The 17107-nt window shown below is 63.5% G+C and carries 17 protein-coding genes; 7 read left to right on the top strand and 10 right to left on the bottom strand.

Features of this window, described 5'->3' with window-relative positions:
- Window positions 1-90 precede the first annotated feature (90 nt).
- Window positions 91-1914, bottom strand: a complete 1824-nt coding sequence (locus LB551_RS09710; RefSeq protein WP_224659042.1) for an ABC transporter ATP-binding protein/permease — start codon at window positions 1912-1914, stop codon at window positions 91-93.
- Between the two features lie 137 nt (window positions 1915-2051).
- Entirely contained in the window at window positions 2052-2840 is a 789-nt protein-coding gene (locus LB551_RS09705; protein WP_140553315.1) for a class I SAM-dependent methyltransferase, read from the bottom strand.
- A 151-nt stretch (window positions 2841-2991) separates the two neighbouring features.
- Here LB551_RS09705 and gloB point away from each other — a divergent pair, with 151 nt between their 5' ends.
- Entirely contained in the window at window positions 2992-3759 is a 768-nt protein-coding gene (gene gloB / locus LB551_RS09700) for a hydroxyacylglutathione hydrolase (RefSeq protein WP_224659041.1), read from the top strand.
- Between the two features lie 23 nt (window positions 3760-3782).
- Window positions 3783-4223 carry a cupin domain-containing protein gene (locus LB551_RS09695; protein ID WP_224659040.1) on the top strand — a complete coding sequence of 147 codons (441 nt, stop codon included), beginning with the start codon at window positions 3783-3785 and terminating at the stop codon, window positions 4221-4223.
- Here the strand turns inward: LB551_RS09695 and LB551_RS09690 are convergent.
- From LB551_RS09690 to LB551_RS09680, 3 genes are read right to left on the bottom strand one after another with little or no spacing between them, the layout of a single operon-like run.
- Window positions 4220-4894, bottom strand: a complete 675-nt coding sequence (locus LB551_RS09690; RefSeq protein ID WP_224659039.1) for a lysoplasmalogenase family protein — start codon at window positions 4892-4894, stop codon at window positions 4220-4222. The genes LB551_RS09695 and LB551_RS09690 overlap by 4 nt on opposite strands.
- Window positions 4891-5841 (bottom strand): DMT family transporter, encoded by a 951-nt coding sequence (locus tag LB551_RS09685; RefSeq protein ID WP_224659038.1) that lies wholly within the window; start codon window positions 5839-5841, stop codon window positions 4891-4893. Before LB551_RS09685 ends, LB551_RS09690 begins: the two co-directional genes overlap by 4 nt.
- Window positions 5842-5868: 27 nt before the next feature.
- Window positions 5869-6657 carry a DUF3108 domain-containing protein gene (locus LB551_RS09680; protein WP_224659037.1) on the bottom strand — a complete coding sequence of 263 codons (789 nt, stop codon included), beginning with the start codon at window positions 6655-6657 and terminating at the stop codon, window positions 5869-5871.
- Window positions 6658-6908: 251 nt separating this feature from the next.
- Between LB551_RS09680 and rpmB the strand changes: the two genes are divergently transcribed.
- From rpmB to LB551_RS09665, 3 genes are all read left to right on the top strand, one after another.
- Window positions 6909-7205: a 50S ribosomal protein L28 gene (gene rpmB / locus LB551_RS09675; RefSeq protein WP_140500766.1), complete on the top strand. Its 297-nt coding sequence runs from the start codon at window positions 6909-6911 to the stop codon at window positions 7203-7205.
- Window positions 7206-7368: 163 nt separating this feature from the next.
- Entirely contained in the window at window positions 7369-8052 is a 684-nt protein-coding gene (locus LB551_RS09670) for a queuosine precursor transporter (protein WP_224629305.1), read from the top strand.
- Window positions 8053-8117: 65 nt separating this feature from the next.
- A complete protein-coding gene (locus LB551_RS09665) occupies window positions 8118-8789 on the top strand; it encodes a spermidine synthase (protein WP_224659036.1) in 672 nt (223 codons plus the stop codon).
- A gap of 15 nt (window positions 8790-8804) precedes the next feature.
- Here the strand turns inward: LB551_RS09665 and LB551_RS09660 are convergent, their stop codons facing one another.
- The 4 genes from LB551_RS09660 to LB551_RS09645 all read right to left on the bottom strand — a co-directional run bounded on the left by LB551_RS09660 (window position 8805) and on the right by LB551_RS09645 (window position 13470).
- On the bottom strand, window positions 8805-9833 hold the full coding sequence (locus tag LB551_RS09660) for an esterase-like activity of phytase family protein (protein ID WP_224659035.1): 1029 nt from the start codon (window positions 9831-9833) through the stop codon (window positions 8805-8807).
- Window positions 9830-11728: a cobaltochelatase subunit CobT gene (cobT, locus tag LB551_RS09655; protein WP_224629299.1), complete on the bottom strand. Its 1899-nt coding sequence runs from the start codon at window positions 11726-11728 to the stop codon at window positions 9830-9832. The genes LB551_RS09660 and cobT overlap by 4 nt, the downstream gene beginning before the upstream one ends.
- 11 nt (window positions 11729-11739) lie before the next feature.
- Entirely contained in the window at window positions 11740-12726 is a 987-nt protein-coding gene (gene cobS / locus LB551_RS09650; protein WP_140500761.1) for a cobaltochelatase subunit CobS, read from the bottom strand.
- Between the two features lie 123 nt (window positions 12727-12849).
- A complete protein-coding gene (locus LB551_RS09645; protein WP_140553331.1) occupies window positions 12850-13470 on the bottom strand; it encodes a J domain-containing protein in 621 nt (206 codons plus the stop codon).
- 183 nt (window positions 13471-13653) lie between these two features.
- On the opposite strand from LB551_RS09645, the gene LB551_RS09640 reads away from it, so the two are divergent.
- Complete coding sequence (locus LB551_RS09640) at window positions 13654-13956, top strand: BolA family protein (protein ID WP_224659034.1); 303 nt, start codon at window positions 13654-13656, stop codon at window positions 13954-13956.
- A gap of 48 nt (window positions 13957-14004) precedes the next feature.
- Here LB551_RS09640 and LB551_RS09635 read toward each other — a convergent pair whose 3' ends face one another.
- A complete protein-coding gene (locus tag LB551_RS09635) occupies window positions 14005-14811 on the bottom strand; it encodes an alpha/beta hydrolase (protein ID WP_224659033.1) in 807 nt (268 codons plus the stop codon).
- 340 nt (window positions 14812-15151) lie between these two features.
- Here LB551_RS09635 and LB551_RS09630 point away from each other — a divergent pair, with 340 nt between their 5' ends.
- Window positions 15152-17101 (top strand): PrkA family serine protein kinase, encoded by a 1950-nt coding sequence (locus LB551_RS09630; protein WP_140500854.1) that lies wholly within the window; start codon window positions 15152-15154, stop codon window positions 17099-17101.
- The last annotated feature ends 6 nt before the right edge of the window (window positions 17102-17107 follow it).

Genomic DNA, 17107 nt, shown 5'->3' with positions numbered 1-17107 from the left:
CTCAAGCTGTGTTTCCGCTGCGATCTTCCCTCGCGATCACGGCGAAATAAAGCTGCCGCATGGCGTGGCGGGGGCCAGGCCCGAGAGATGCTATTTCTTACGGCGAGGAGCTGCCGGCGGCGGCTCGATCGCGCCCGCCCTTATGCGTGCGGGCTTCAGGGCCGGCATGCCGGACGCCTTCACGATGGTCAGTGCGCGCGGGAAGAACTGACTGTCGTGCTGGCCGCGCCCGATATTGAGGATCGTCGCCCCGGCCAGCCGCTTCTCCAGCATCGACAGCACCCGCCGCAGCGTCGGTCCGTCGAAGGCATCGAGAGCCTCATCGATGATCACCCATTTCGGGTGCCGCAGCACGAGCCGAGCGAAAGCCAGCAGGCGCAGTTCGTCGTCGGCCAGCTCATGCTCCCAGCGCGCGCTACGGTCGAGCGACGACGACAGGCGCTCCAGGCCGATCTCGGCCAGCACGGCCGAAATATCAGCATCGCTTGCCGGCGCAACGCCGTCGACGTGGTCGAGCACTTCGCGCAGCGTGGCGGTCGGAAAGTAGGGCGTGCGCGGCACGAAGATGGGCATCTCTCCCGCCGGCATACCGATGCGCCCGCTCCCCCACGGCCACAGGCCGGCAATGGCGCGAAAGAACAGCGTCTTGCCCGCGCCCGGCTCGCCGGTGAGCAGGACGCGTTCGCCGGCGTGGATCTCGACATGCTGCTCGGCGATCCTCGTGCGCCCCTCGGGCGAGGCCACTTCGAGTTTCTCGAAGGTCAGCTTGCCGTTTGCATTCTCGCCGAATTCGATGCGCCTTTCCTGGTCGTGCAGCACATCGGTCTCATCCAGCGCAATGCGGAAATCGGCGACGCGCATCAGCGTCGCGCGCCAATCGGCGATGCTGCCGATATTGTTGATGAACCAGCGCAATGAGGAATGGACCTGATTGAAGGCGCCGACCGCCATCATCAGCCCGCCGAAACTGATGTCGCCGGCGAAATAGACCGGCGAAGCGACCAGGATGGGAGCCACCACGGTGATCCAGCCATAGGTGTCTGTCACCCAGGCGAGATTGATCTGCGCGCTGTAGATGCGCCGCATGGCCCCGAGCACGGTGCTGAGATCGATTTCCAGCCGCCGCCTGGCGTCGGGCTCGCTGCGGGCGAGCGCGATGGCATCGATGTTCTCGTTGACGCGCACCATCGAGGAACGCAGCTCCGCCTCGCGTGTGTAACGGTCGCTGTTGAGGCGGATCAGAGGCCGTCCGACCAGCCAGCTCAGCCAGGAAGCCGTTCCGGCATAGAGGATGGCCGCCCACACCATGTAGCCCGGTATGGCGAGCGACGTTGCGCCGATATGGAAGACGAAGCCCGAGGACAGTTCCCACAACACGCCGACGAAGGAGGCGAGCAGGATTAAGGATTGCAGCAGGCCAACGCCAAGATCCGTCGACAGGTCGGAAAGATGGCTCGCATCCTGCTGCATGCGCTGGTCGGGATTGACGCCGATGGCGCCCGCATGCGCCAGGCGAAAGGCGCGCGCCGGCCGCATCCATCCATCGATCAGATCGAGCGTCAGCGCCTCGCGCAGCTTCAGCCGGATCGTCTGATTGAGCCAGGTCTGGCCGACATTGAGCACAAGGAGCCCACCCGCAATGGCGGCAAAAATGGCGAGTTGGTGCAGGAAGGCCTGCATGTCGCGGCGTGCAAGCGCATCGTAGAAAGGCTGGTTCCAGCGGTTGAGCAGAACCTGGCCGATCGAGGTCGCGACAATGACGGCAACCATCCCGATGGAAGCCCAGCGTAGCCCTTTGCGGACCGGCGATCCGGCAAGCGCCAGCTTGATCGCCGCCACCTGATCAGGAAGGCTCGAGGCTTCGACCGCCGCGATAGGCCGGGCAGAGGCATCGTTGTCCGGATGATCGGCCATGAGCTGAAGTCCTTGCATTCAGAGGCGGCGCTGAAACCGGATGGAGAGCAGTGACGGCATCGGTCCTCAGCCAGGCTGCGAGCCCGTCAGCGACAGATAGGTCCCGAAATGCCGTCGGGCGCAAGTTTCCAGCATGATCACGAAGGTGTCATTCGCGAACCCGGTGATGTCGCGGCCCCGGTCTCTATCCGCCGGCCGAGCCGCGTTGCTGCGTGCGGCGAAAGCACCGGCACGAAAACCCGTCGGGAAGCGCGCTGGGCGGCCGGCACGCCCTGATAGAGCCGCTTCTGCGCCTCGACCACGATGACGCCGGAAAAGATCGGCCACAGCCGCCGGCCGGCACGCTCCAGCATATTGTGGAAGCGCATCATGAAACGCCGCCGCGATGGCGGAAAGAACAGGGCGTCGGACCAGGCGGCGGGCGTGAAATTCGCCTCGCGCAGCAATTCGGTGAGCTGACCGCGCGAGAAGGGCCTGCCATTGCCGAACGGCGTGTGCTCGAACCGCGCCCAGACGCCGCGCCGGTTGGGCACGACGATGACCACCCGGCCGGCCGGCGACAGCACGCGCCAGATCTCGTTCAGCGTTTCGCGGGGGTTTTCGACATGTTCGAGCGAATGCACGAGCAGCATGCGGTCGATGCAGGAATCGACCAGCGGCAGTTCCTCGTCGAAAACCAGAGCCGTCGCGGTCGGCCCCGTCGCCGGCCAGACCACGGCGCCCTGCGTCGCCGGCATGAAGGCGAACACCCGCTCGGCGTCGCTGCCGAACCGTTCCAGCCACGGCAAGGTGTAGCCGAGCCCCACCAGCCGCTCATTGGGGACGGTGGCCCATATCGATGACAATGCCATGGTGATCGAATGCTCGGCGAAGCGACCGAGCGCTGTCGAATAGAAGGAGCGGAGATCGACGATGTCGGAATGCATGTCAGGGATGTAGCCGCGATATCGGCGCGTTTCAACAAAGGCCGCGACGTCCCAAGATCCCGGATGTCGAATGGCATCCTGACATCAGTCATCTTCGGGATGACATCTGCGCGTCGGCGTCCTATGTCTGCGGCGAAGATGGAGAGATGCGATGGCGGTCGAAATCGAACAGTTCATGTGCCGCAGCGACAATTTCGGCGTGCTGGTGCATGACCCCAAAAGCGGTCAGACCGCGCTTATCGATGCGCCGGAAGAGGCGGCGATCCTGGCCGCGGTCAAGCGCACCGGCTGGACGCCGACTGTCATCCTGACCACGCATCACCATGTCGACCATGTCGAGGCCAATCTGGCGCTGAAGCAGCGGTTCAAGCTGCGCATCGTCGGTCCCGAAGCGGAAAAGGCCAGGATCCCCGGCATTGACGACACGGTCGAGGACGGTTCGGTCCTGCATCTCGGCGAAGAACGTATCGAAGTGATCGCCACCCCCGGCCACACCGCCGGCCACGTCTCCTATCACCTGCCGGCATCGAAAGTGGCGTTCACCGCCGACACACTGTTCGCGCTCGGTTGCGGGCGGCTGTTCGAGTGCAAGCCGCCGGTGATGTTTGAATCCCTGAAGAAGCTCGCGGCACTGCCTGCCGCGACCGTGATCTATTGCGGGCACGAATACACGCTCGCAAACGCCCGTTTCGCGCTGAGCGTCGACCCGACCAATTCGGCATTGAAGGAACGCGCGGCAAAAATTGAAGCGCTGCGCGCCGATAACAAGCCGACGCTGCCGACCACGATCGGCGAGGAATTGTCGACCAACCCTTTCCTGCGCTGGCACGATCCGGCAATCCGCGGGCATCTCGGCATGGAGAAGGCGTCGGACGTCGAGGTTTTTGCCGAGATCCGCAAGCGCAAGGATAATTTCTAGGCCAATCGACACTGGTCGAAACCATGACGAGTTCCGCAGAAATCATCGCCCTCCTTGGCATGAAGCCGCACCCGGAAGGCGGCTGGTACACGGAAACCTTTCGCGACGGTGGCGGCGGAGCCCGAGGCCATTCGACGGCGATCTATTTTCTGCTGGAGCAGGGCCAGGTTTCCGCCTGGCATCGGGTCAGGGATGCCGCCGAGGCGTGGCACTTCTACGCCGGCGCGCCGCTGGCGTTGTCGATATGGGAAGAAGGCGGCCCAAGGGTTAACCGGGTGATCGAGCAGGTGCTCGGCATCGAGCTCGCCGCCGGCGAGCGGCCGCAAATCGTCGTGCCGGCGGGCTGGTGGCAATCGGCGCGCAGCCTGGGCGAGTGGACGTTGGTCGGCTGCACCGTGGCGCCCGGCTTCGACTTTGCTGCATTTGAACTGGCGGAGCCCGGCTGGCGGCCAAAACAGCCTTAACGCAGTAGGAAACCAAGCGTGATCGCGAGTTGGGCTGCGTAGTAGAGGCCCCAGACCGCCAAACGCATCCAGGCGCGATGCGGCGAAATGGCGGCCGCCAGGAACCGTTCCGTGGCCAGCAGCGCGTCTGAGGCCATGAACAGCACGGCGCCGCCGATAACAGCGGCACTGCTCGTCGTCAGCGCCGAAATGCCCATGGCGAGGATGGCTACCACATAGCCCGCGACCGGGGCCCGCAGGGCCGGGCCGATGCGGCGCCACAGCGCCGCCAGCATGAGGATAACGAACACCGCCATGACAAGTGTGATTGCCACGCGCCAGGGTTCGGCCGCCAGCACTCCCAACCCCTCGCCGCTGCGCAGGAACAGCACGACATAGACGATATGCGCGGCGAGAAAGCTGCCCAGCCCGCCCAGAAACATCTTTTCGCCATCGCGCGACAGGAAGGCGTCGCCGATGGCGCTCAGTGCAAGGGCGGCGACCAGCAGCAGCGGCCCGCCCTGCATCGCCGCCAGCACGGCAAGCATGGCGACAGCGAGCGTTTTTGCCGCCGAACGGGCGAGCGTCGGCGCCATGCCTGATATGAAGGCGTAGACGACCGCCGCCACCAGCGAAAAGATCAGCGTCGCATTGGCGTTGCCGTCGATGCCGCCTGGAAACGGCATCGTCATGCCCGGGCTCCGCCTTCGGATGCCCCGGCTCCGCCTTCGGATGCCCCGGCTCCGCTGTCGGATGCCCGGGCTCCGCCTTCGGTGGGCTTGCGCAGGAGCAGCGACTTTGCCGCAAGTGCGGCCCCGCCGGTGATGAGCACGCAGGCCGCGACAATGCGCAGCGACGGCTCTGCGACGCCGGCCGCGATCAACACCAGCGTCGACAGGAGCGGCGCGGCATAGCTTGCCGCGCCCAGCACCTGGATGTTGCCGCGCTTGACGCCGACGTCCCAGGCATAGAAGGCTGCCCCGACCGGCATCAGGCCGAGACCGAGCACGGCAAGCCACTGCCCGGCACTCGCGGGCAGCACCGTTTCTTCCAGCACCAGATGGCAGGCAAGCGACAGCAGCGCGGTCGCCGCGCAGAACCAGGTGACGATGCTGGTCGGCACCGAAGGGAAACGCCGCGACAGGAGCGAATAGGACGACCACAGCACGGCGCAGACGGCAGCCATGGCGTAGCCGAAGGCATAGCGCCCGTCGAAGGCGAGGCCGCCGCCCTTGGTGACGATGAGCACGGTGCCGGCAAGGCCGAGCAGCGCGCCCACGATATGGTTCCAGGCCAGCCGCTCGCCCGGCATCAGTGCCGAGCCGAGCACGATCAGCAGCGGCCACAGATAGGCGATCAGGCTCGCCTCCACCGCCGGCGCGTTGCGCAGCGCGGTGAAGTAGAAGAAATGGTACCCGAAGAGGCCGGCAATGCCGATCACCCAAACCTGGCGAGGTATCTTTTGGCTTTTATCAGCGGCCGGCATGAAAAGGCGCGCGAAAAGCCCGACCCCGGTGCCGATCGAGAAGGTGATCGCCGACAAGAGGAACGGCGGCACCTTGCCGGATGCGTCCGTAAGCAACGCCAGCAGTGCCCACATGGCGACGGCCGAAAAGCCGATCAGTGTCGCGCGCCCCATTCTGTCTCCAGCGGCGCGCGTGGCGCCTTATTGTATTGCTTCGAACCGCCTGGCGCTGATCGTCAAGGTGCCGATCTGCGTCCCGACCGTCGCGCGGATCGGCGCATATACCCCGGTTTGGCCAAGCGGTGCAAACGTCACCATCATCCGGCTTTTGTTCTTGAGGTAGTTGAGCGCCTTGCGGCCCTTGCGGTAGCCCGCCACCGGCTCGAAACCCATCCGGCAGGTGACCGTGTCGCCCTTGTAGCCGGGCACCGAGATCGACCCTTTCGAAGCGTAGCTCAGCGTCAGGTCGGCGCGCATCTCGCCGTCATAGAGCCTCACCGTGCGGCCGCAGACCTTGTCGAGGCTGTCGGCATGGATGACGGTCGCCGCCATCGGATCGAGCACCGATGCCAGGTCGCCGGCGCCGAGCGGCACCCAACTGTCGGGATCGCGCTTTTCCGGCGCGGGAACGACCGTCGTCGAGGTGACGTTGCCATTGGCAAAACGGATGTCGATCGCGGAGGCTTTCTTGCCGGAAGTGTAGTCCGCGCGGAACGCCTGCGGCACCATCTTCTGGCCCGAGATCGTACCCTTGGACGAGATCGTGCCGCGCGTATCGTCGAACAGCTTGGCCAGACCAGCCGCGGAAACGCTGCCGTTGATCGAATAGACGCCGTTCTCATAATGGCTTGAAAAGCTCGATTTCGCGATGGAAAGGCCGAGGAACGACACTGTGTATTCGCCCTTGAAGGACTGCGGCGCGGCGGCCGTCGCGGCCGACGGTGAGGCGGCGGCCAGCGCGGCGGCAAGGGCATGGGGCAAGCGAAGCATGGCGCGATCGGGTCCTTGATTTCAGCCGGAGGCGGACAACTCCGGTCTGGCATGTCCCTATGGAACCGCTTATACGACGAATTCCGGCCTTAATGTGAAATGCCGCTGGGCCAGGCTGGAGCTTGACGCATCGGCGAAATGCAACTATGGAACGCCAACTTTTTCCATAAGGCCGCTTGACCAGAACCGCGCGCCACCCGGCGTGGGCACGAAGGTTTGGCAGGTCCCCGAGAGAACTGAAGGTTAGAACCATGTCCCGCACCTGCGAACTCACTGCCAAGGCAGTCCAGACCGGCAACAATGTGAGCCACGCCAACAACAAGACCAAGCGTCGCTTCCTGCCGAACCTCGTCAACGTGACGCTGATTTCGGAGGCGCTGAACCAGAATGTGCGCCTGCGCATCTCTGCCAACGCGCTGCGTTCGGTCGAGCATCGCGGCGGTCTCGATGCCTTCCTGGCCAAGGCTGACGTCAAGGAACTGTCGCAGCGCGCGCGCCTCTTGAAGAAGCAGATCGCCAAGAAGCTCGCCGAGCAGGCCGCCGCGTAAACTGTCTTTCAGGCGGGGGACGACCGCCCTGGCCAATCTCTTGTTGGCTTGAGCATCGGATCACCGTCCGCAAGGCGGTTTCGGAAATCCGGTGCTCGAACAAAGCGAGCGCGATCCGGTTTCGGCATGACGCTCCGCTGGTTCCATTACCCAGGATAAAAAAATGACTTCCTTCTCGCGATACCTGCCCTTCGTGGCCGCCATGGCGCTTGTCGTCGTGGCATCGAACATCCTCGTGCAGTTCCCGATGCACGGCCAGATCGGCGGCTTGTCGCTGGCCGACTTGCTGACCTGGGGCGCCTTTACGTATCCGTTCTCCTTCCTCGTCACCGACCTCGCCAATCGCCGCTACGGGCCTGCCGTGGCGCGCCGGATCGTCTTTGTCGGCTTCATGACGGCGGTGGTCTGCTCGGTCCTCGTGCCGCCCTTCCTGTTCCGCCATGGTTTCATCGAATTCGAGACCGCCGCCGACCGGCTGGCGCGCATCGCGGCGGCGTCCGGCGCGGCTTTCCTCACCGCGCAATTGCTCGACGTGACCGTGTTCAACCGTCTGCGCCGACAGAGCTGGTGGCGGGCGCCGATCGTCGGCACGCTGGTCGGCTCGGTGTTCGACACCGTCGTGTTCTTCAGTGTCGCTTTCTCCGCGGCTTTCGCCTTCGTTGGCCCAAGCGACAGTTTTGCGCTGGAAACGGCGCCGCTGATGGGCGTGTTGCCGGTCGAGGCCATGCGTTGGGTCTCCTGGGCGCTTGGCGACCTCAGCGTGAAGCTGATCATCGCCGTCGTGGCATTGATCCCCTATCGGCTGCTCGCCGCCCGCTGGAGCCAGCCGGCTGTTGCCGCGGTCTAGGCCGTGATCCCGAAAACTGGAATCCGGTTTTCGGATCAGATCACGGCCAAGAAGAGAGGTGGCGCGTGATTCCCTGGATCCAGCTGGACTCCGCGAAAATCCCGGATGGCGCGCAGGAGCTTCGGCTCAAGCGGCGCGGTTCCGAATTCTCGATCATGCTGGGCACCAACGAGTTGATGAACAGCCGCCTCAGCGGCTCGGAAGAGGCGCTGGCGAAGCTCTCTTGTCAGAGGATCGCCGGCCGCAGACAGCCGAGAATGCTGATCGGCGGGCTTGGCATGGGTTTTACGCTGCGCGCCGCTCTCGCCGAGTTGGGCGAGACTGCTGAAATCGTTGTCGCGGAGTTGGTGCCGGCGGTCGTCGCGTGGGCGCGAGGGCCGATGGCCGAGCTGTTTGGTGGCTGTCTCGACGACCCGCGCGTCATCGTGCGGGAGGCCGATGTCGGGCAGTTGATAAGATCCCGGCCCGTGGTCTGGGACGCCATCCTGCTCGATGTCGACAACGGCCCGGACGGCATCGTTCACAAATCCAACGACGCGCTGTACAGCCTGCAGGGCCTGGCGGCAGCGCGCACCGCACTGAAGCCCGGCGGCGTGCTTGCCGTGTGGTCGCAAGGGCCGGACAGCGGCTTCACCCGGCGGCTGAAGCAGGCAGGTTTCGCGGTCGAGGAGGTGAGCACGCGCGCCAACGGCAAGCGCGGCGCGCGCCATGTCATCTGGATCGCCACAAGGCCCTGATCGCAGCGGCCTTCCTCAGTCCTGGTGCAGAATGAATTCCAGGTAGAGATTGCGCTGCAGGATCGAGTGGTTGTCGTCGGAGATCAGCGACACCATCAGCGCGCCGTCTTCGCGCGTCCAGACGTCGAGCCCTTCCATATTGTCGATCTGGTAGCCCATATCGGCTTCCAGCAGCACCGGACCGTCGGCGACCGCGCCCTTCTCCACGGTCTCGCCATCGATGCGCCGCAGCCGCATCTTGAGGCCTCCTGCCATCGTGAAACTGCGCTCCAGCAGCAGAAGGTCGCCATCCGGCAGGAAGGCCCCATCGGTGATGTCGAAATCGCCGTTGCGCTTGACGGTGAAGACGCCCTTGTGCGGACCTTCGATGATGGCGGCATAGATGTTGCCGGCCTTGTCGAGGCTCTTTTCCGACACCACGACCAGGCCGCCTTGGTGGCGGCCATTGGCATTGGCGTGGGTGACCGTCTCGAAGCCTCGGTTCCGGCGCAGCTCCCATGCCGGAACCAGGAAATCCATCTGCCTGAAGGGCGCCTTCATACCGTCGGGGTTTATTCTGAACTGGGCGACCCGATGGTTGCGCTCGAAACCCACGGTGGCAATGCCATCCTTGACGGAAAGCCCCTCGGCATCGACTTTCGATTTCTCGTCGATCGGCTGGCCCGATGCATCGACCATCTGTTCCATGCGGAAGTCCCGGATGCCTGACGGGCGCTTGTCCGCATCATGGGTCACGGTGCCGAAGAACCAGAAGCCGGTATCGGCGACGCCGACGAAGTCGCGACCGCCTTTCAGGAAACGGAAGGCCGACAGGGCGCCGAAATCGCGCGACGGCGACGTCATCTCGAGCCCGCCGACGAATTCGAGCGGACCGAATTGCCTGTCGGTACGGCCTATACGGAATTCGGTGATCGGGCGGGCCGAAACCTCGACCGGTTCAACCGAGGTCGCGCCGGCCGAACTGGATGGCACCGGGGCTGCACCGGCAAACAGGGCGATGGCGGCGAAAAGTGCTTGTCGAAATCCGCCGCGCGAAAAGATCATCCGGCGCGCCGCATGCCGCCGCGCCGTGTATCGCGTGCGCTTTCCTCGGCGAACAGCGAAGCCAATTGCTCGGTCATGGCACCGGCCAGTTCCTCGGCATCGACGATGGTGACGGCGCGCCGGTAATAGCGGGTGACGTCATGGCCGATGCCGATGGCAAGCAGCTCGACCGGCGAACGCGTCTCGATCAGCTCGATGACGGCGCGGAGATGGCGCTCGAGATAATTGCCCGGATTGACCGACAGCGTCGAATCGTCGACCGGCGCGCCGTCCGAGATCATCATCAGGATCTTGCGCTGTTCGGGTCGCGCGATCAGCCGGTTATGCGCCCACAGCAGCGCCTCGCCGTCGATGTTTTCCTTGAGCAGGCCCTCGCGCATCATCAGTCCGAGATTGCGCCGTGCCCGCCGCCAGGGATGGTCGGCCGACTTGTAGATGATGTGGCGCAAGTCGTTCAGCCGGCCCGGATTCGGCGGCTTGCCGTCCTTCAGCCACTTCTCGCGGGCCTGCCCGCCTTTCCAGGCGCGCGTGGTGAAGCCCAGAATCTCGACCGAAACGCCGCAGCGTTCCAGCGTGCGCGCCAGAATGTCGGCGCAGGTGGCGGCGACGGTGATCGGCCGGCCACGCATGGAACCCGAATTGTCGAGCACCAGCGTCACCACGGTGTCGCGGAATTTGGTGTCGCGCTCCTGCTTGAAGGACAGCGGCTGCATCGGATCGATGACGACTCGCACCAACCGTGCCGGGTCGAGATAGCCCTCTTCCAGGTCGAAATCCCACGACCGGTTCTGCTGCGCCATCAGGCGGCGCTGCAAACGGTTGGCCAGCCGGCCGACGACGCCGGACAGGTTGGCGAGTTGCTTGTCGAGGAAAGCGCGCAGCCGGTCGAGTTCTTCTTCCTCGCAAAGCTCCTCCGCCCCCACCGTCTCGTCGAAAGCTGACGTGAAGACCTTGTAGTCGATCTCCTTCGGCAGGTTGGTGAAGGGGTTGTCGTTGCGGCGCGCCTCGCCGGGCGTCTCGGCATCGGCATCGTCATCGTCGGACAAATCGTCGGCAGTGGCGTCGGAGGCTTCGGTCTCGGCCGACTGCTCGTCGTCAGCGGAAGCCTCGGCATCCTCGGATTGCGACTGTTCGGAGCCGGAATCGTCCTCGCCGCCTTCCTCGCTCTGTTCCTCGCCTTGCGGCTGGTTGTCGTCATTGTCCTCTGAGTCTTCGGTCTCCTGCTCGTCGCCGAGTTCCTCGGCCATTTCCATGGAGGCGAGCATTTCACGCACGACGCGGGCGAAGGCCTGCTGGTCGTCGAGCTTGGACGACAGCCCGTCGAGGTCGGCGCTGGCCTTTTCCTCGACCCAGGGGCGCCAGAGCTCGACCAGCCGCTCGCCGCTCTTGGGGACCGGCCGGCCGGTCAGCTTCTCGCGCACCATCAGCGCCAGCGCCTCCTCGATCGGGGCGTCGGCCTTGTCCTTGACGTCGACGAGATTGGCCTTGGCGTATTTGTCCTCCAGCATCGAGCCTATATTGTCGGCGACCCCTTGCATGGCGCGGCTGCCGATCGCCTCGACGCGCGCCTGCTCGACCGCGTCGTAGATGGCGCGGGCCGCCTTGCCTTCCGGCGCCAGCCTGGTGTGGATGCGCACATCATGACAGGCGCGCTTGAGCGCCATGGAATCGCCGAGGCCGCGGGTGATGGCTATGTCGGTCTTGGACGCCTTCTTGGGCAATTCCGGCAGCCGGGCGCGGCTGCCGGCGAGCGCCGGGCGGTCCTTGGCGAAGCCGACTTCCATTTCCTTGTCGCCGGCGATGGCGCGCATGCAGACGGTGACGGCGCGCTTGAAGCTGTCGGCTTCAGAGCCCGTCTTCGACTTGTTGCGCGTATTGTCGCCCGGACCCGCCATCGAGGCTCTGCTTAGCCCAGCACCACATTGGCGGCGCTCTCCGGCAGATCCTCGCCGAAGGCGCGCTGGTAGAACTCGGCAACCACCGAGCGCTCCAGTTCGTCGCATTTGTTGAGGAAGGTCAGCCGGAACGCCATGCCGATATTGCCGAAGATCTCGGCATTCTCCGCCCAGGTGATGACGGTACGCGGGCTCATCACGGTCGACAGGTCGCCGTTGATGAAGGCCGAACGCGTCATGTCTGCGACGCGCACCATCTTGTTGACGATGTCCTTGCCCTTGCCGTCGCGATAGTGCTTGGCCTTGGCCAGCACGATGTTCACCTCATTGTCGTGCGGCAGGTAGTTCAGCGTGGTGACGATCGACCAGCGGTCCATCTGCGCCTGATTGATCTGCTGGGTGCCGTGATAGAGGCCGGTGGTGTCGCCGAGCCCGACCGTGTTGGCGGTCGAGAACAGCCGGAACGCCGGGTGCGGACGGATGACGCGGCTCTGGTCGAGCAGCGTCAGCCGGCCAGACGATTCCAGCACGCGCTGGATGACGAACATCACGTCCGGACGGCCGGCGTCGTATTCGTCGAAGCACAACGCCACATTGTGTTGGTAGGCCCATGGCAGGATACCGTCACGGAATTCGGTGATCTGCAAGCCGTCCTTGACCACGATCGCGTCCTTGCCGACGAGGTCGATGCGGCTGACATGGCTGTCGAGATTGACGCGCACGCAAGGCCAGTTGAGGCGGGCCGCGACCTGCTCGATATGGGTCGACTTGCCGGTGCCGTGATAGCCCGACACCATGACGCGCCGGTTGTAGGCGAAGCCGGCGAGGATCGCCATCGTCGTCGCCTTGTCGAAAAGATAGTCGGGATCGATGTCGGGCACATGTTCGCTGGTGACCGAATAGGCCGGCACCACCATCTTGGAGTCGAAGCCGAATTTGTCCTTCACCGACACCGTGGTGTCGGGCAGGTTGGCGATATCGCGGTCGACCTTGTTCATCTCTATCCACGTCTCCACGGGCGAAACGACTGATTTCGCCGGCAATCGATTTTGTCCGGGGGCGGTCTTAGAGCCTTTTCCACCCTTATGAAAGTTGGAAAACGACACGAACCGTTGGGTTGCTCAGCACAAACCCGCCTGCTTGAGCACGCGATAGGCCTGGAGCACATCGCGGAACCGGTCTTCCGAACCTCTGTCGCCGCCATTCGCATCCGGATGGTGACGCTTCACCAGTTCCTTATAGCGCGCCTTGATCTCCTTGCCAGTCGCCTTTGTATCAAGGCCAAGCGTTTCCAGCGCCTTGGCCTCAAGCGGCTTGGCCTTGCGCTCGCGCACCTCGCGCGGATCCTTCGGCCCTTTGAACAGGTCGAACGGGTCGCGCATGCGGTTGTAGTAGCCGGCGCGGCCGGAGCGCATCTGCGCCATATCGGGCGACGAGCGCGTCGAGGCGCCATTGACGCCCATCTTCCAGGTCGGCCGATGGCCGGTCATCGCCTCCTTCTGGAAACGGGCGACCTCGGTGTCCGGAACGCCGGAAAAATAGTTGAAACCCTTGTTGTACTCGCGCACATGGTCGAAGCAGAAGCGGAAATACTCGCCCTCCTTCATGCGCCCGACCGGAGCGCGGTGGGTGCCCGCCTCCTTGCAGCCATCCCACTGGCAGACCGGCGCGTGCGACTTCAGCTCCGCGTCCTTCTCCTGGCGGATGCGGATCTTCTCGAAATATTTGGGATACGGCTTCATCTAACCCATTTATGGGGCGTTCGCAGATGCGAAACAAGAATTGACATTTTCGCGATGATCGCCCTAACCGCTGAATCGCGGCATAAAGCGGGCGAAGGACCGATTTTGTTGAAGCGCGGCATGCAACGAAGTCGGTTCGGCTTCCGCGATCCTGCTGGCGATATGTGGTGAAGGGAGACGGCAATGTCCATACAGGCAACCATGGAAGACAAGCTGAAAAAGGCATTTTCGCCGGAGCGGCTGGCCGTGATTAACGAAAGCCATCTGCACGCCGGCCATCATCATCTGGAATCTGGCCATCAGGCTACGTTCGACGGCACCGGCGAGACGCATTTCCGCGTCCGCATTGTTTCGCAGGATTTTGCCGGCATGAGCCGCATCGAGCGCCACCGCGCGGTCAACGCGCTTTTGGCCGATGAATTGAAGGCAGGCCTGCACGCGCTGGCGATCGAACCGGCGGCTCCGGGCGAAAAGACGCGCTGGTAGGCCGGTCCTCCTCGCGGTGACGTTCAGGGTTCCGTTTCGATGTCGGAATCACCCAACCGCCGATTTCAGGAATGCCAGTGCCGCGCCGGTCAAGGCGTCGCCATCCTCGCCGAAATCGCGGTTGATCGACATATGCGTGTAGGCGCTGCCGTCGAACAGCGTCACCTTGGTGCCGGTGGCGCGCAAGCGCTCGGCAAAGGCCTTGGAGTCCTCGCCCCGGCCCGAAGCGCCTGAGTAGGCGATGAAGGTCGGCGGGTGCTTGCGTCCGTCTACATAACTGGCCGGCGACAACGCCGCCCATTGCGCGGGATCGGGGAAGGCCCGCGCATAAGCCCGCGCCATGCCGCCATTCCTTGCAAGCGCGGTGAGGTCATAGGCCCTGGTGTCGTCGAGAAGCAGTGCGGCCACACCTGGCAGACCGCCGCGCATGCCGGTCAGCGCAACGAGGTGACAACCGGCCGAATGGCCCATGGCCACGATCCGCCCGGCATCGCCGCCATGCCGGGCAATGTTGGCGCGGACATAGGCATAGGCCTTTTCGACATCGCCGGCCTGGGTGGCGACCTCGGCTTCGGGCAGCATGCGATAGTCGATGGAGACCAGGCAGAAGCCGTTGGCGAGCAGGAAGGCCGGCTTCGCGTTGACCTGCGAGCGCTTGCCGGACCGCCAGGCGCCGCCATGGACGAAGAAGACGACCGGCAATCCGCGTGCGCCATCCGGTGTATAGATATCGAGCTTGGCCGGCCCGTAGCCGAAGGTTGTCGGCGCGGGTTGGCGCTGGCACCATGCGGTCGATGTGCCCAATGGCAACATCGCCGCCGCGAAGGCCAGAATAAAGCTTCGTCGATCGATCATCGCAATCTCCCGATTGTTGGGCTCGATATGTAGACCAGGAATGCCCGCGCGCCACGAGCATCCTGTTGGCTTTGGGAGTGCTCAAAAGGTCTGATTCAACAACATACCAGCCGCATCAAATGCACTCGCTTTGCCGTTCGGTTCACGAAATCGATATTTGCCCTTGACGGTCTCCTCTGGCCATCACCACCTGAGATGTCAGACGAGCATTGCAACAGTGTGCTGTCCAGGTTCGATGCAAATACAACGCTCTCTCCAATGTGGAGGGAACCACAATGCATCCCGGTAGTTGAATAAGATGAGCCGGGCGGCAGCCAGAATGGCTCTGAGGGCAACCATCATGGGTGAGAACCAGTCCGACGTCTTCGATCTGTTTTCGGAGATTTATGCGAACGCGGGCCAGGAGGAAATAAGCCTCCAGCAATATCTCCTTGCCTGCCGGGAAGACAAGTCAATGTATGCCTCGGCGCCGGAACGGATGGTCGAGGCAATCGGCGAGCCAAACCTGGTCGACACCAGCAAGGACGAGCGGCTCGGCCGCATTTTCTCCAACCGCACGGTCAAGGTGTATCCTACCTTTTCCGATTTCTACGGAATGGAGGATACGATCGAACGCATCGCCGGCTATTTCCGCTATGCGTCCCAGGGGCTCGAGGAGCGCAAGCAGATCCTCTATCTCCTCGGCCCTGTCGGCGGCGGCAAGTCCTCCCTGGCCGAACGGCTGAAGAAACTGATGGAGGAACGCCCGATCTACACGCTGAAGGCCGGCAATCAGATCAGTCCGATTTTCGAATCGCCGCTTGGCCTGTTCCATCCCGATCGCATGGGCGACCTGTTGGAGGACAAATACGGCATAGCCCGGCGTCGCCTCAACGGCATTATCTCGCCCTGGGCGGCCAAGCGGCTTGATGAATTGTCTGGCGACATTTCCAAATTCAGCGTGGTGAAATTGATGCCCTCGCGGCTGCGCCAGATCGCCATCGCCAAGACGGAGCCTGGCGACGAGAACAATCAGGATGTCTCGGCGCTGGTCGGCAAGGTCGATATCAGGCAATTGGAGGATTTCAGCCAGTCCGATCCGGACGCCTATTCCTACAGCGGCGGGCTGAACCGGACCACGCAGGGCCTGCTCGAATTCGTCGAGATGTTCAAGGCGCCCATCAAGGTCCTGCATCCGCTGCTGACGGCGACCCAGGAAGGCAGCTACAACGGCACCGAGAATTTCGGCGCGTTTCCCTATCAGGGCATCATCGTCGCCCATTCCAACGAATCGGAATGGCAACAGTTCAAGAACAACAAGAACAACGAGGCCTTTCTCGACCGCATCCTGGTGGTCAAGGTGCCGTATTGCCTTCGGATCACCGAGGAGAGGCATATCTATGAGAAACTGTTGCGCGAGAGCGAGCTGGCCGGCAGCCCCTGCGCACCCGAAGTGCTGGATATTCTCAGCCGGTTCACGGTCTCGACCCGTCTTGCCGAGCACGACAATTCGCCGCTCTACACCAAGATGCGCGCCTATGACGGCGAAAACCTCAAGGAGGTCGACCCCCGGGCCAAATCGGTTCAGGAATATCGCGACGCCGCCGGCGTCGACGAGGGCATGACCGGCGTAAGCACGCGCTTCGCCTTCAAGATCCTGTCGCAGACATTCAACTACGACACCAACGAGGTCGCGGCGGATCCCGTGCACCTGATGTACATCCTGGAAGAGGCGATCAAGCGCGAGCAGTTCCCAAAGGAGACGGAAGCGAGCTATCTCGAATTCATCAAGTCGGAACTCGCGACGCGCTATGCCGAGTTCATCGGCCACGAGATCCAGAAGGCCTATCTGGAATCATACAGCGAGTATGGCCAGAACCTATTCGACCGCTACATCGCCTATGCCGATGCCTGGATCGAAGATCAGGACTACAAGGATCCCGATACGGGCCAGATCCTCAATCGCGAGATATTGGACAAGGAGTTGTCGCAGGTCGAAAAACCGGCCGGCATCGCCAACCCCAAGGATTTCCGCAACGAAGTGGTCAAGTTCACGCTGCGTGCCCGGGCACGCAACCACGGCCGCAACCCGTCATGGACAAGCTACGAAAAGCTGCGCGAGGTTATCGAGAAGCGCATGTTCGGCCAGGTCGAAGATCTTCTGCCGGTGATCAGTTTCGGCTCCAAGCAGGACAGCGTCACGGAAAAGCGGCACAATGAATTCGTGCAGCGCATGGTGCAACGCGGCTACACCGAACGGCAGGTACGACGGCTGGTCGACTGGTACATGCGCGTGAACAAGGCGGGCTGAGAAAAG

The sequence above is a fragment of the Mesorhizobium sp. BR1-1-2 genome, from assembly GCF_020165435.1.
Classification (GTDB): domain Bacteria; phylum Pseudomonadota; class Alphaproteobacteria; order Rhizobiales; family Rhizobiaceae; genus Mesorhizobium.
The sequence above is the reverse complement of the archived record's forward strand: the minus strand, read 5'-3'. Positions and strand labels throughout refer to the sequence as shown.

Coding starts and splice junctions, on each gene's coding strand:
- LB551_RS09710 (WP_224659042.1), bottom strand. CDS start 1,914: ATGGCCGATCATCCGGACAACGATGCCTCTGCCCGGCCTATCGCGGCG.
- LB551_RS09705 (WP_140553315.1), bottom strand. CDS start 2,840: ATGCATTCCGACATCGTCGATCTCCGCTCCTTCTATTCGACAGCGCTC.
- gloB (WP_224659041.1), top strand. CDS start 2,992: ATGGCGGTCGAAATCGAACAGTTCATGTGCCGCAGCGACAATTTCGGC.
- LB551_RS09695 (WP_224659040.1), top strand. CDS start 3,783: ATGACGAGTTCCGCAGAAATCATCGCCCTCCTTGGCATGAAGCCGCAC.
- LB551_RS09690 (WP_224659039.1), bottom strand. CDS start 4,894: ATGACGATGCCGTTTCCAGGCGGCATCGACGGCAACGCCAATGCGACG.
- LB551_RS09685 (WP_224659038.1), bottom strand. CDS start 5,841: ATGGGGCGCGCGACACTGATCGGCTTTTCGGCCGTCGCCATGTGGGCA.
- LB551_RS09680 (WP_224659037.1), bottom strand. CDS start 6,657: ATGCTTCGCTTGCCCCATGCCCTTGCCGCCGCGCTGGCCGCCGCCTCA.
- rpmB (WP_140500766.1), top strand. CDS start 6,909: ATGTCCCGCACCTGCGAACTCACTGCCAAGGCAGTCCAGACCGGCAAC.
- LB551_RS09670 (WP_224629305.1), top strand. CDS start 7,369: ATGACTTCCTTCTCGCGATACCTGCCCTTCGTGGCCGCCATGGCGCTT.
- LB551_RS09660 (WP_224659035.1), bottom strand. CDS start 9,833: ATGATCTTTTCGCGCGGCGGATTTCGACAAGCACTTTTCGCCGCCATC.
- cobT (WP_224629299.1), bottom strand. CDS start 11,728: ATGGCGGGTCCGGGCGACAATACGCGCAACAAGTCGAAGACGGGCTCT.
- cobS (WP_140500761.1), bottom strand. CDS start 12,726: ATGAACAAGGTCGACCGCGATATCGCCAACCTGCCCGACACCACGGTG.
- LB551_RS09645 (WP_140553331.1), bottom strand. CDS start 13,470: ATGAAGCCGTATCCCAAATATTTCGAGAAGATCCGCATCCGCCAGGAG.
- LB551_RS09640 (WP_224659034.1), top strand. CDS start 13,654: ATGTCCATACAGGCAACCATGGAAGACAAGCTGAAAAAGGCATTTTCG.
- LB551_RS09635 (WP_224659033.1), bottom strand. CDS start 14,811: ATGATCGATCGACGAAGCTTTATTCTGGCCTTCGCGGCGGCGATGTTG.
- LB551_RS09630 (WP_140500854.1), top strand. CDS start 15,152: ATGGGTGAGAACCAGTCCGACGTCTTCGATCTGTTTTCGGAGATTTAT.